Annotated in this window: 10 protein-coding genes; 1 reads left to right on the plus strand and 9 read right to left on the minus strand. The window is 68.0% G+C overall.

Going from position 1 to position 12,839, the window contains the following annotated elements; genetic code table 11:
- Positions 1-7 precede the first annotated feature (7 nt).
- The gene (gene dnaE / locus D2E24_RS02965; RefSeq protein ID WP_125967847.1) at positions 8-3,595 is read right to left on the minus strand and encodes a DNA polymerase III subunit alpha; all 3,588 of its coding nucleotides are present in this window, start codon (positions 3,593-3,595) and stop codon (positions 8-10) included.
- A gap of 155 nt (positions 3,596-3,750) precedes the next feature.
- Here dnaE and D2E24_RS02970 point away from each other — a divergent pair, with 155 nt between their 5' ends.
- Positions 3,751-4,176, plus strand: coding sequence for a hypothetical protein (locus D2E24_RS02970; protein ID WP_125967848.1), 426 nt, complete (start codon positions 3,751-3,753; stop codon positions 4,174-4,176).
- On the opposite strand, the gene D2E24_RS02975 is transcribed toward D2E24_RS02970, so the two are convergent.
- From D2E24_RS02975 to D2E24_RS03010, 8 genes are all read right to left on the minus strand, one after another.
- Positions 4,103-5,032: an RluA family pseudouridine synthase gene (locus D2E24_RS02975; protein ID WP_125967849.1), complete on the minus strand. Its 930-nt coding sequence runs from the start codon at positions 5,030-5,032 to the stop codon at positions 4,103-4,105. The genes D2E24_RS02970 and D2E24_RS02975 overlap by 74 nt on opposite strands.
- The gene (locus tag D2E24_RS02980) at positions 5,029-5,577 is read right to left on the minus strand and encodes a signal peptidase II (RefSeq protein WP_125967850.1); all 549 of its coding nucleotides are present in this window, start codon (positions 5,575-5,577) and stop codon (positions 5,029-5,031) included. The genes D2E24_RS02975 and D2E24_RS02980 overlap by 4 nt, the downstream gene beginning before the upstream one ends.
- Positions 5,578-5,595: 18 nt before the next feature.
- On the minus strand, positions 5,596-7,152 hold the full coding sequence (locus tag D2E24_RS02985) for a DivIVA domain-containing protein (protein ID WP_125967851.1): 1,557 nt from the start codon (positions 7,150-7,152) through the stop codon (positions 5,596-5,598).
- A 207-nt stretch (positions 7,153-7,359) separates the two neighbouring features.
- Complete coding sequence (locus tag D2E24_RS02990) at positions 7,360-7,641, minus strand: YggT family protein (RefSeq protein ID WP_125967852.1); 282 nt, start codon at positions 7,639-7,641, stop codon at positions 7,360-7,362.
- A 92-nt stretch (positions 7,642-7,733) separates the two neighbouring features.
- Positions 7,734-8,210, minus strand: coding sequence for a cell division protein SepF (locus D2E24_RS02995; RefSeq protein WP_125967853.1), 477 nt, complete (start codon positions 8,208-8,210; stop codon positions 7,734-7,736).
- A 33-nt stretch (positions 8,211-8,243) separates the two neighbouring features.
- Positions 8,244-9,629: a cell division protein FtsZ gene (gene ftsZ / locus D2E24_RS03000; RefSeq protein ID WP_164520983.1), complete on the minus strand. Its 1,386-nt coding sequence runs from the start codon at positions 9,627-9,629 to the stop codon at positions 8,244-8,246.
- A gap of 142 nt (positions 9,630-9,771) precedes the next feature.
- The gene (dusB, locus tag D2E24_RS03005) at positions 9,772-11,004 is read right to left on the minus strand and encodes a tRNA dihydrouridine synthase DusB (RefSeq protein WP_125967941.1); all 1,233 of its coding nucleotides are present in this window, start codon (positions 11,002-11,004) and stop codon (positions 9,772-9,774) included.
- Between the two features lie 171 nt (positions 11,005-11,175).
- Positions 11,176-12,651 carry a glycine--tRNA ligase gene (locus tag D2E24_RS03010; RefSeq protein ID WP_125967854.1) on the minus strand — a complete coding sequence of 492 codons (1,476 nt, stop codon included), beginning with the start codon at positions 12,649-12,651 and terminating at the stop codon, positions 11,176-11,178.
- Positions 12,652-12,839 lie beyond the last annotated feature (188 nt).

Genomic DNA, 12,839 nt, shown 5'->3' on the forward strand with positions numbered 1-12,839 from the left:
TGCGGCGTCACACGGCCGGCAGGCAGCCGGGGCCGAACAGGATCTTGAGCTCGGCGAACAGGGCCGTGTCGCGCTGCACGCGGAAGCGGTCGCCGAACGTGAGCACCTGCGCGTTGCCGGCGTCGTCCACGATGGCCAGATGCACCTCGCAGTAGCCGGGGTGGGCCTGCAGCGACTGGGCGAGCCGCTGCATGTTGCCGCGTTCGAGCGCGACCTGCGGCAGCGTGATCACCAGCGGACGCTCGTCGGCGGCCACCAGCGACGGCTTCTGCATCTCGGTGGCGCGCAGGCTCACCGTCTCGTCGCGCACCTCGACCTGGCCGCGGATCTGCACGATCTCGTCCTGCACGAGCTCGGGCGCGGCCGCCTCGTACACCTTGCCGAAGAACATGCACTGGATCGAGCTCTCCATGTCCTCGATCGTCACGATCGCCCACGGGTTGCCCTTCTTCGACACGCGACGGTCGACGCTCGTGATCAGACCGGCGAGCGTGACCTGCTGGCCGTCCCCCATCGTCTTGGCCCGGTCGACCAGGTGCGCGATCGACATCTCGCGCAGGCCGGCGAGCACCGCCTGCATGCCGGAGAGCGGATGGTCGGACACGTACAGGCCGAGCATCTCGCGTTCGAGGTTGAGCTTGGTCTTCTTGTCCCAGTCGTCCATGTCGGGCACGGCCACGGTCGCGTCGCCCATCGCGTCCACGCCGCCGTCGTCCGCGTCGGAGAACAGGTCGAACTGGCCTTCGGCCTCCTTGCGTTTGACCGACACCACCGAGTCGATGGCGGCCTCGTGGATCGTGAACAGCGCGCGGCGGTTCGGGTCGATCGAGTCGAACGCGCCGGCATGGATCAGCGATTCGACCATGCGCCGGTTGAGCGCGCTGAGCGGCACGCGCCGGATGAAGTCCATGAAGTTGACGAACCTGCCGCGCGACCCTTCACGTTCGGCGATGATGTCCTTGACCGGCGCCTCGCCGACGTTGCGGATCGCGCCCAGGCCGAAGCGCACGACGTCGCCGACGGCGGAGTATTCGAACACCGACTCGTTGACGTCCGGCGACAGCACCTGGATGCCCATGCGGCGCGCCTCGCCCAGGTAGAGCGCGGTCTTGTCCTTGTTGGTGGACGCGCCCTGCAGCAGGGCGGCCATGAACTCGACCGGGTAGTGGGTCTTGAGGTAGGCGGTCCAGTACGAGATCAGGCCGTAGGCGGCCGAATGCGCCTTGTTGAACGCGTAGCCGGAGAACGGGACCAGGATCTCCCAGATCGCCTCGGCGGCCTCCTCGGAGTAGCCGTGCTCCTTCATGCCGGCGAAGAACGGGATCTTCTCCTTGGCCAGAACCTCGGGCTTCTTCTTGCCCATCGCGCGTCGCAGCACGTCGGCCTTGCCCAGCGAGTAGCCGGCGAGGATTCGCGCGGCGGACTGCACCTGCTCCTGGTAGATGATCAGGCCGTACGTCTCGTCGAGGACCTGCTTGAGCGGCTCGTCGAGCTCGGGGTGGATCGGGGTGATGCGCTGCAGGCCGTTCTTGCGCTTGGCGTAGTTGGTGTGCGACTCCATGCTCATCGGGCCCGGTCGGTACAGGGCGATGAGTGCGGAGATGTCGTTGAAGTTCGTGGGCTTGAGGGTTCTCAGCAGCGAGCGCATGCCGTCGCCATCGAGCTGGAAGACGCCGAGCGTGTCGCCGCGCGACAGCAGCTCGTACGTGGCCTTGTCGTCGAGCGGGATCTTCGTGTGGTCGATCTTCCCCTTGCCGTTGAGCTCCACGTTGCGCAGCGTGTCTCGGATGATCGTGAGGTTGGACAGGCCCAGGAAGTCCATCTTCACGAGGCCCAGCGTCTCGCACGTATGGTATTCGAACGTGGTGGTCACGGTGCCGTCGATGCGTTCCAGCAGCGGCGACGTGTCGGTGATGGGCGCCGATCCCATGATGGTCGCGCACGCGTGCACGCCGGTCTGGCGGATCAGGCCCTCGATGCCCTTGGCCTCCTCGGTGATGCGCTTGACGTCCGGGTTCGAATCGTACAGTTCGCGGTATTCGCGCGCCTCGGCGTAGCGTTTGGCGGCCGGGTCGAAGATGTCGTGCAGGCTGATGTCCTTGCCGCCGGTCTCCGACGGGGGCAGCGCCTTGGTGACGGTCTCGCCCATCGAGAAGTCGTAGCCCATGATGCGCGCCGAGTCCTTGAGCGCCTGCTTGGTCTTGATGGTGCCGTAGATCACGCATTGGGCGACCTTGTCGTGACCGTACAGGTCGGCCACGTAGTCGAGCACGCGCGAACGGCCTTCGGGGTCGAAGTCGACGTCGATATCGGGCAGGGAGACGCGTTCGGGGTTGAGGAAGCGTTCGAAGATCAGGCCGTGCTCGAGCGGGTCGAGTTCGGTGATGCCCATCGCGTAGGCGACCATCGCGCCTGCCGCGGAGCCTCGGCCGGGGCCGACGACGACGCCGTGCTCCTTGGCCCAGTTGATGTAGTCGGCGACGACGAGGAAGTAGCCGCAGAACTGCATCTGGCAGATGACGCCGCACTCGTAGTCGGCCTGCTTGAGCACGTGCAGTGGCACGTTGCCGTCGTAGCGCTTCTCGAGGCCCTCCTCGACCTTCTTGAGGAACAGCGACGTCTCATCCCAGCCTTCGGGGCAGGGGAACTGGGGCATGAACGCGCCGTCCTCGTTGTCGTCGAACATGACGTTGCAGCGTTCGGCGATCTCGAGCGTGTTGTCGCACGCCTCGGGCAGGTCGCGGAACAGGTCGCGCATCTCCTCGGCGGTCTTGATGTAGTAGCCGGAGCCGTCGAACTTGAAGCGGTCGGGGTTGTCGAGCGTGTCGCCCGAGTTGATGCACAGCATCGCGTCCTGCGCATCGCGGTCCTGTTCGAACACGTAGTGGGAGTCGTTGGTGGCCAGCAGCGGCGCGTTGAGCTTCTTGGCGATGAGCAGCAGGTCCTCGGTCACCTTCGTCTCGATCTCGAGGCCGTGGTCCATGAGCTCGATGTAGAAGTTGTCGCGCCCGTAGATGTCCTGCAGTTCGCCGGCGGCGCGCAGCGCCTCGTCGAACTGGCCGAGGCGCAGTCGCGTCTGGATGATGCCCGACGGGCATCCCGATCCGCAGATGATGCCCTTGGAGTAGGTGGAGAGCACTTCCTTGTCCATACGCGGGTAGCGCATGACGCGCCCTTCGAGGTTCGCCACCGACGAGGCCTTCATCAGGTTGACGAGGCCCTCGTTGTTCTCCGCCCACAGCGTCAGGTGGGTGATGACGCCGCCACCGGACACGTCGTCGGGGTTGCGGCGGCGGTGCTTCTCGTCGAGGTTCGGATCCCAGTTCGTGTCCCAGCTCACGCGCGTGGGGTCCTGGCGGGCCGTCTCGGGCGTCACGTACGCCTCGATGCCCAGGATCGGCTTGACGCCGGCCTTGACGGCCGTGCTCCACAGCTCGTACGCGCCATGCATGTTGCCGTGGTCGGCGATGCCGACGGCCGGCATGCCGAGGTCCTTGACGCGGTTGACGAGATTGGGGATCTTCGACGCGCCGTCCAGCAGCGAATAATGCGTGTGATTGTGCAGATGCACGAAGTTCTTACCCGGTTCAGCCATGCGTCCCACCTTACCGCATGCCCGTCCGGCCACGTCGCGGGCGGACGCCGGGCCGTTATCCACAACGCCCGTTCCGGCTTGCATGCGGGCCGACCTTCACTGATGATGGGAGGACACGCCGCGCGACCGACGCGCGCCGCACGACAGGAGGCATCATGGCCGACGCTCCCCCGTACCGGCATCCGCATACCGACGTCCCGCACCCGTCGACGTATCCTCCCGACCCGCGGACGCGTCCGCCGGGCGGCCGCATCACCGCGGACGGGCTGCGCCGCGCGGCGCGCATCCTCCACATCATCGGCAACATCCTGCTGGCGCTCGCGATAGCGTCGGCCGTGGCCGTGGCCGGCTGCATGTGGTTTCTGTCGCGCGGCGTCTACGATCCGGCGGATGTGCTGGTGCTGCTGGCGGAATGCCTCCTCATCGACGCATGCCGGTCGACGGCGATCGGCATGGTCCTGACGCACGCCGCCGGATTCGCCGTGTCGTTCGCCGCCGGCCGACGCGCTACTGCAGCCGCGGATGACGTTCCCGCATCAGGTCCAGCGCCCGCGCCAGATCCGTCGGGTAGCGGGAGGTGACGGTCGTCCAGACGCGCGTACGCGGGTGACGGAACTCCAGCTGGGTCGCATGCAGCCACTGGCGTTCCAGTCCCAGCGCCTCGGACAGCACCGGATTGGCGCCGTACATCGCGTCGCCGGCCAGAGGATGGCCGATCGACGAGAAGTGCACGCGGATCTGATGGGTGCGTCCCGTCTCCAAATTCACGGAGACGAACGTGGCCTCGCCGCCGAAGCGCTCGGTCACGTCCCAGTGCGTCACGGCGGGCTTGCCGGCGGGGGTCACGCAGAAGCGGAAGTCGGACACCTTCGCGCGTCCGATCGGCGCCTCGATGGTGGCGCGGTCCTCCTTGAGGCTGCCCTGGACGAGCGCATGGTAGGTCTTGACGACCTCGTGCTCGGCGAACTGGCGTCGCATCTCCACGTACGCCAGATCGGACTTGCACACGAGCATGAGCCCGGACGTGCCCACGTCGAGGCGGGAGACGATGCCCTGCCGTCCGGCGGCGCCGTACGACGTGATGTGCACGCCGCGGTCGAGCAGGCTGCCCAGCACGGTCGGGCCGGTCCAGCCGACCGACGCGTGCGCGGCGACGCCCACCGGCTTGTCCACGACGACGACGTCGTCGTCCTCGTAGACGATCGCCATGTCGGAGGCGACGGGTTCGGGTTCCGTCCGGGCCTCCACGAGGTCGAATTCGACGGTCTCCCCCGCCATCAGCGTGCCGGATTTGGCGATGTCGCGCCCCAGCACGCGCGCCTGACCGGATTCGATGAGGTCGGCGGCCTTGGCGCGCGAGATGCCGAGCATCTTGGCGACGGCCACGTCGAACCGCTTGCCCACGAGGGCGTCGGGGGCGGGTACGAGGCGGCTCATAGGGCACCGCCTTCCGCGGCGTCCTTCCCCGATGGACGCTCCATGTCCGCAAGGTCCTTCACGCCGAACGGCTCGCCTATCACGATCAGCACGACGATGCCGATGCCGGCGACCATCAGCGCGATGTCCGCGACGTTGCCGATCGACCACCCGTAGTCGAGGAAGTCGACGACGCGTCCGTTGAGGAACACGTCGGCGTAGGCGATGCGGTCGATCAGGTTGCCGACCGCGCCGGAGAACGCCAGTCCCAGCATCAGGCTCCACTTCGTCGACACGGTGCGCCAGGCGAGCACGAGCATCGCCACGCTGGCCACGACGGCCAGCAGGGAGATCATCCACGTGTTCGACGCGCCGAAGCCGAGCGAGGCGCCCGGATTGTGCACGAGCCGGAGCGACAGGAGCGGCGGGAGCACGTCGATCGTGCGCCCGTCGCCCAGTACGGCCTGCGCCCACATCTTGGTGGCCTGGTCGGCGACGAGCCCGAGCGCCGCCACGCATGCAAAGACGGCCACGCGGGCGCGCGGCCGTCCCTGTCGAATAGTCATATCCGATGTCCCCGAACGTCAGCGACCGGACTGCTCGGTCTGGTTGAAGCTGTTCGTGTCGGACACCTGGCCCATCAGGCCGGAGAGGAACTCCGTCAGGCGGGCGCGGTACGCGCTCTCGAACTGCTTGAGGCCCTGGATGTTGCCCTCGATGACCTTCGACTGCTCGGTCAGGGCGTCGCGCACCTGCTGCGCGTAGTCGTCGGCCGCGGTGCGGGTGTTCTGGTCGTACTCGCCGGCGCGGTGGTGGACCTCGGCCTCGTAGGCGTCCGCCGCCTGACGGGTCTTGCGCTCGTAGGCGTCGGCCTCCTGGCGGGTCTGCTGCTCGTAGGCGTCTCCCTCCTGCTGGCGTCCCTGCAGGTAGTCGTCGCCTTCCTTCTTCTTGGTCTGCAGGTAGGTGTCGCCCTCCTGCTTGCGGGTCGCCAGATAGGCGTCGCCGTCCTGCTTCTTGCCGGCCAGGTAGGCGTCGCCCTCCTGCTGGCGCGCCTGCAGGTAGGTGTCGCCGTCCTGCTGGCGGGCCTGCTCGTAGGCGTCGCCCTCCTGCTTCTTGGAGTCGAGGTACGAATCGGCGTCCTGATGCGTGTTCTGCATGTAGGTGTCGGCGTCCTGACGGGTCTTGATGGAGTAGCTGTCGGCGTCGGCGCGGGTGCGGTCCGAGTAGGCGTCGGCGTCCGCGTGGATGCGGTTGTTGTACTCGTCGGCCTCGGTGCGGGTGCGGCTCGAGTAGTCGTTGGCCTTGGTGACGAGGTCGTTGTACTTGGCCTGGCTGGCCTCGGTGATCTCCTTGGCCTTCGCCTTGCCCTTGTCGACGTACTGGTCGTGCAGCTGCATGGCCAGCGTCAGCATCGCGGTGGCGCGCTCCGGCTCGGTGCTGGCCGCGGCGGCGGCGCCGGCGATCTTCTGCAGGCTGCCGGTCTCGGTGCTCGGCTCGACCTTGGCGACCTGCTCGCGCAGCTGGTTCTCGCGCTGCTTGGCCTCATCGAGCTGGCGGGACAGCTCCTGCACCTGACGGGCGGCCTGGGCGCCCTGCTGGGCCTGCTGCTGCGCCAGCTGCAGCTGACGGGACAGGTCCTCGCTCGTGGCGCGGAACGTGTCGCGCTCGCGCTGGATGGCGGCGAGCTGCTCCTTGAGCACGTCGTTGTCGGACGCGGCGGCGGCCTGGGCGGTCAGCTGATCGATCTGGGCGTTGAGCTGGTCGACCTGGCCCTTGAGCTGCTCGTTCTGCGATGCCAGCGCACGGTTGCTCTCCTCGGCCTCGCCGAGCTTCGTGCGGGCCATCTGCGCGGCCTGGTCGGCGTCACCGGCGGCGCTGCCGGCGGCCTTGAGGCTCTCGTTCTCATCGGTCAGCTGCTGGACCTTGGCGCTCAGCTCGGAGATCTTCGCGTTGAGACCGGCGACGTCCGGGCCCAGAGACTGTGTGGCGGCGCCGGCGGCGACGGCCTGCTTGCCGAGCGCCTCGACGGTCTCCGTGACCTGATCGAGAAAATCGTCGACCTCGTCGACGTCATAACCTTCCTTGAATCGGACCGTCTGGAAGGTATGCTCCCGGATGTCCTTCGGAGTCAACAAAGCCATAAATCTTTACACCTCGCTTTGGGGCCATGCCTCGCTGTGTTGGTATCAAAATCAGATGCTAGCACGGCCCCCGCGCAAACATGCGTCTTTGGACCCCATACGGACCATGACACGCGGGGAATTCGTCGGTCGGGCGCTCCTCGCCCATGCCTATGCCGGCAGGGCCTGGGCATGGGCGCGAACCGCGTGGACGCAGACGGCGACGGGTCAGATCAGCACGCGCAGCACCACGAGCAGGAAGTAGAGCACGATGAAGCTCACGTCCAGATAGACGGGGCCCATCGGCAACGGGCGGATCCAACGGCGCAGCCAGCGCAGCGGCGGCTCGGTGAGCCGGTACACCACGTCGATCAGCGAGGCGACCACGCCGCGCGGATACCAGCGGGGCGCCAGCACGGCGACCCAGTCGAGGATCATGCGCACGAACAGCACGGTGATGTACGCGTCGATCAGCCAGTCGAGGATTCTTGCGATGACGAAAAACAGCATTCCCCCAGACTACCAACCGGTCTGGGGGAATGCTGGACGGATGCTGGAGGAATCGTCACGGGAGCGCGGCCTGGAGGCCGCTCCCGCGACGGTCAGTCCGCGAAGAGGTCGTGCGACGAGGAGGCCTGCGTCGGCTCCTCGACCTTGATGTTCACCTGGGCGGGGCTGAGCAGGAACACGCGCGGGGTGACGCGCTCGATCGAGCCGCGCACGCCGAACACGACGCCGGCGGAGAAGTCGACGATGCGGTAGGCGACGGCCTCGGCCACGCCGGTCAGGTTGAGCACCACCGGCACGCCGTCACGCAGGGCGCGCCCCACCAGCTGGGCGTCCTCATACGTCTTGGGATGGATCGTCGTGATGCGGTTCACCCGTCCCTGGAAGGGGTTCGACTCGCGCGCCGGGGCCGGCGAGGCGGCAGGCGCTCCGGCCGCGGGCTGGGACATCGGCGTGACGGAATGGTCGGAGTCGAACGAGGTCTCGTCCGCGACATCATCCTCGAACGGCTCCTCGTCCACCACGTCGCTCATGCCCAGATAGGACATCGCGCTTTTCATGAATCCAGCCATGACGGCTCCTTTCGATCAGCTCCGTCCCGCCGCTCAGCGCAGGAAGTCGGGAATGTCCAGGTCGCCCGGATCGTTGGCGGAGATCACGCTGTGCTCGCTGGTCGCGTCGAACGACGGCACCGACGGGGCGTACGTCGGCAGCGGCTGCGCCATCGGCTGGACCGGCTGCACCGGCTGGGCCTGCTGGATCGGCTGCACCGGCTGCTGGATCGGCTGCACCGGCTGCACCGGCTGCTGGGCCGGCACGCTCGGGGCGGCCGTCTGCTGCGTCGTCTGCGGCTGGTAGCTCGGCATGCCGGACAGCAGCGGGGAGCCCTGGCCCGGGGTCGGGCTGGTCACCGCGATGGCCGGGGACGCCGGACGCTGCGGGGTCTGGGAGACGGCCTGGCGGGTCGCGGTCTGGGCCGCCGGGAAGACCGGGGTCGCCGCCTCGGCGCGTTCGGCCGGTTCGGCGCTGGTCTTCGTGTCGAAGCCGGCGGCGATGACGGTGACGCGCACCTCGTCGCCGTACGCGTCGTTGAGGGCCAGACCCCAGATGATCTGCGCCTCCGGGTGGATGGCCTGACGCACCAGCTCGGTGGCGGCCGCGGCCTCGTGCAGGCCGAGGTCGGTCGGGCCGGCGATGTTGATGAGCACGCCGTGGGCGCCCTCGATGCTCTCCTCGAGCAGCGGCGAGCTGATCGCGATCTCGGCGGCTTGGGTGGCGCGGTCCTCGCCGCGCGCCGAGCCGATGCCGAACAGGGCGGTGCCCGCGCCGCGCAGGATCGAGTTGACGTCGGCGAAATCGACGTGGATGTAGGAGTTCATGGAGATCAGGTCGGTCACGCCCTGCACGCCGGCCAGCAGCGCGCTGTCGGCGTTCTTGAACGCGTCGACGATGCCGACGGTGCGGTCGGACATCTCGAGCAGTCGGTCGTTGGGGATGACGATGAGCGCATCGACCTCGTTGCGCAGCTTCTCGATGCCCAGGTTGGCGGACGCGGAGCGCTGCGGGCCCTCGAAGGAGAACGGGCGGGTGACGACGGCGATGGTCAGCGCGCCCTGCTGGTGCGCGGAACGGGCCACGATCGGGCTGGCTCCGGTGCCGGTGCCGCCGCCCTCGCCGCAGGTCACGAACACCATGTCGGCGCCCTTGAGGGCCTCCTCGATGTCGGACTGGTGGTCCTGGGCCGCCTTGGCGCCCTTCTCCGGGTCGGCGCCGGCGCCGAGGCCGCGGCTCATGTTGTCGGTAAGGGCGATCTTCACATCGGCGTCAGATCGAAGCAGATCCTTGGCGTCGGTGTTGACGGCGACGAATTCGACATCCTGCAGGCCTTCGACGATCATGCGGTTGACGGCATTGCCGCCAGCACCGCCGACGCCGACGACCTTGATGTTGATCCTGTCGTTGAACTGCTCGTTCTGGGCGATTTCGCTCACCATTGTCTCCTGTCACTCACGGTTACGCATAACTCTATCGCAGAACCCCTGATAACGGGTTCTATTCTCTCACCTTCCGCCCGTGTTTCGCACCGGCATTTCGCGCGGTGCCGGGGCCCGGCGGCGGCCCCGTCGTTCTCCGTCAGTAGGAGGCGTCCATCGGGTCGTCGCCGAACAGGGCCTCGCGCTCCTGCCGCGTGGTCTCACGCGAGTCGAGCCATCCGTAGGGCAGATGCACCTTCTTGGCGAAGCGCACACGGCCGCGCGGCTTGTCCTTGATGCGTTCGGGCAGACGCATCGACGGGTCCAGACGGCCGATCTCGCGGCGCACGTCGTCGAGCGACTCGCATTCCATGAACGCCCTGCGCGTGGATCCGCCCACGGCGAAACCCTTGAGATACCAGGCGACGTGCTTGCGCAGGTCGTGCACGGCCATGCGCTCGTCGCCGTCGTAGAACTCGGTGAGCAGCATCGCATGGCGTTCGATGACCGCGCACACCTCGCCCAGCGTCGGGTCGACGCGCTCGTCGCTGCCGGCGAACGCGTTGGCGATGTCGGCGAACAGCCACGGGCGCCCCTGGCAGCCGCGGCCGATGGCCACGCCGGCGCAGCCGGTCTCGCGCACCATCTCGAGCGCGTCCTCGGCGCCCCAGATGTCGCCGTTGCCGAACACCGGCACGTCGAGCGCCTCCACGAGCTCGCCGATGCGATCCCAGTCGGAGTGCCCGCCGTAGTATTCGGCGGTGGTGCGCGCGTGCAGCGTGACCGCCCTGCAGCCCTCCTCCTGCGCGATGCGGCCCGCCTCGAGGAACGTCTCGTGCTCGTGGTCGATGCCGACGCGGATCTTGGCGGTCACCGGGATGCCGGCCGGCTCGCACACCTTGACGACGCGGCGGATGATGTCGGTGAACAGGTCGGTCTTCCACGGCAGAGCCGAACCGCCGCCGCGGCGCGTCACCTTGGGCACCGGGCAGCCGAAGTTCAGGTCGACGTGGTCGGCCATGCCCTCGTCCACGACGATGCGCGCCGCCTGCTCGGTGATGGCCGGGTTGACGCCGTACAGCTGCAGGGAGCGCACCCGCTCCCCCGGCGCGAACCGGCACAGGCGCAGCGCCTTGGGATTGCGCGCCACGAGCGCGCGGGCGGTGATCATCTCGGCCACATACAGGCCGTCGGGCCCATACTCCTCGCACAGGACGCGGAACGGCCAGTTGGTCACGCCGGCCATCGGCGAAAGCACCACCGGGGTCGGCACCTCGATCGCGCCGAGCCGCACCGGCGGCATCGTCACCGGCGATCCGGGACGCGACGGCGCGTCCGTACGCGGGTCGAGGCGGTCGGTCTCGTGCGTTCCGTCGATCACGGTGTCTCGCATCGCGTCGGTCGCGGGGCGCTCGTCAATGGGTTCTGTCACGGATTCTTCCTCGATACGAATGGGATGATGAGGCCCCCTCGTCGGAGGGGGCCGTGATATGCCGGCGGCGTCACGCATCGCATGACGCCGCCGGCCGACGGTTCATCGGCGTCCGCCGATGCCGTCCGCCGGTCAGTACAGGCCGCCGGCCTCGCCGATGCGGACGGACTCCGGCCACGCCTCGCCGCCCATCGACACCGGCTTCTGCGGCACGTGGGCGCGCTTCTCGCCGATGCGCGCGGCGATGTAGTCGGACACCTTGTCGAGGCTGACGCGCTCCTGGGCCATCGTGTCGCGTTCGCGGATCGTGACGGCCTGGTCCTCGAGCGTGTCGAAGTCGACGGTGACGCACAGCGGGGTGCCGATCTCGTCCTCGCGGCGGTAGCGGCGGCCGATGGCGCCGGCCTCGTCGTAGTCGATCATCCACTCGTTCTGGCGCAGGTCGGCGGCCAGGTTCTGGGCGACGGTCTGCAGCTCCGGCTTCTTGCTCAGCGGCAGCACGGCGGCCTTGACCGGGGCCAGACGCGGGTCGAGGCGCAGGACGGTGCGCTTGTCGACGCCGCCCTTGGTGTTCGGCGCCTCGTCGACGTCGTAGGCGTCCACGAGGAAGGCCATCAGGGAGCGGGTCAGGCCGGCGGCCGGCTCGATGACGTACGGCACGTACTTCTCGCCGGTGGCCTGGTTGAAGTAGTTGAGGTCCTCGCCGGAGTGCTTCGCGTGCGCGGACAGGTCGAAGTCGGTGCGGTTGGCCACGCCTTCGAGCTCGCCCCAGTCGGAGCCCTGGAAGCCGAACTTGTACTCGATGTCGACGGTGCGCTTGGCGTAGTGGGCGAGCTTCTCCTTCGGATGCTCGTAGTGGCGCAGGTTCTCCGGCTTGATGCCCAGATCCAGATACCACTGGGTGCGCGCGTCGATCCAGTACTGGTGCCAGTCCTCGTCGGTGCCCGGCTCGACGAAGAACTCCATCTCCATCTGCTCGAACTCGCGGGTGCGGAAGATGAAGTTGCCCGGCGTGATCTCGTTACGGAAGGACTTGCCCATGTTGGCGATGCCGAACGGCGGCTTGGAGCGCGAGGAGGTCATCACGTTCTTGAAGTCCACGAAGATGCCCTGGGCGGTCTCCGGGCGCAGGTAGTGCAGGCTGTTCTCGTCCTCGACCGGGCCGAGGTGGGTGCGCAGCATCATGTTGAAGTCGCGCGGCTCGGTCCAGTTGCCGCGGGTGCCGCAGTCGGGGCACACGACGTCCTTGAGGCCGTTCTCGGGCAGCTTGTCGCCGTGCTTCTCGGCGTACGACTCCTCGAGCTTGTCGGCGCGGTTGCGCTTGTGGCAGTTGAGGCACTCGACGAGCGGGTCGTTGAACACGGACACGTGGCCGGAGGCGACCCACACGGCCGGCGGCAGGATGATGGACGTGTCCACGCCCACCACGTCGCCGCGGGTGACGACCATGGAGCGCCACCATTCGCGCTTGATGTTGTCCTTCAGCGCGACGCCGAGCGGACCGTAGTCCCACGCGGAGCGGGTGCCGCCGTAGATCTCGCCGGCGGGGAACACGAACCCGCGACGCTTCGCGAGGGATACGACTTCATCGAGTTTGGAAACAGCCACAATGCACCTTCTGGTTTGAACGGTTTGGGGTTTGCGCCCCCGAGTCTATCGAGTGCGCGTGACAGCGCGGCCCGCCGTCGATGCGGCGAGCGCGGGGCCGCATAGGCGAGGGGGCCGCGGACGAGGCTCCGGTGCGTTCGATGCGCACCGGAGCCTCGTCCGCGGCCCCCGTCGGATCAGGACCGCAG

Source organism: Bifidobacterium samirii (genome assembly GCF_003952945.1).
Classification (GTDB): domain Bacteria; phylum Actinomycetota; class Actinomycetes; order Actinomycetales; family Bifidobacteriaceae; genus Bifidobacterium; species Bifidobacterium samirii.

Excerpts from the sequence above, each read along its gene's own strand:
- dnaE (WP_125967847.1), bottom strand. The coding sequence starts at position 3,595 with ATGGCTGAACCGGGTAAGAACTTCGTGCATCTGCACAATCACACGCAT.
- D2E24_RS02970 (WP_125967848.1), top strand. The coding sequence starts at position 3,751 with ATGGCCGACGCTCCCCCGTACCGGCATCCGCATACCGACGTCCCGCAC.
- D2E24_RS02975 (WP_125967849.1), bottom strand. The coding sequence starts at position 5,032 with ATGAGCCGCCTCGTACCCGCCCCCGACGCCCTCGTGGGCAAGCGGTTC.
- D2E24_RS02980 (WP_125967850.1), bottom strand. The coding sequence starts at position 5,577 with ATGACTATTCGACAGGGACGGCCGCGCGCCCGCGTGGCCGTCTTTGCA.
- D2E24_RS02985 (WP_125967851.1), bottom strand. The coding sequence starts at position 7,152 with ATGGCTTTGTTGACTCCGAAGGACATCCGGGAGCATACCTTCCAGACG.
- D2E24_RS02990 (WP_125967852.1), bottom strand. The coding sequence starts at position 7,641 with ATGCTGTTTTTCGTCATCGCAAGAATCCTCGACTGGCTGATCGACGCG.
- D2E24_RS02995 (WP_125967853.1), bottom strand. The coding sequence starts at position 8,210 with ATGGCTGGATTCATGAAAAGCGCGATGTCCTATCTGGGCATGAGCGAC.
- dusB (WP_125967941.1), bottom strand. The coding sequence starts at position 11,004 with ATGCGAGACACCGTGATCGACGGAACGCACGAGACCGACCGCCTCGAC.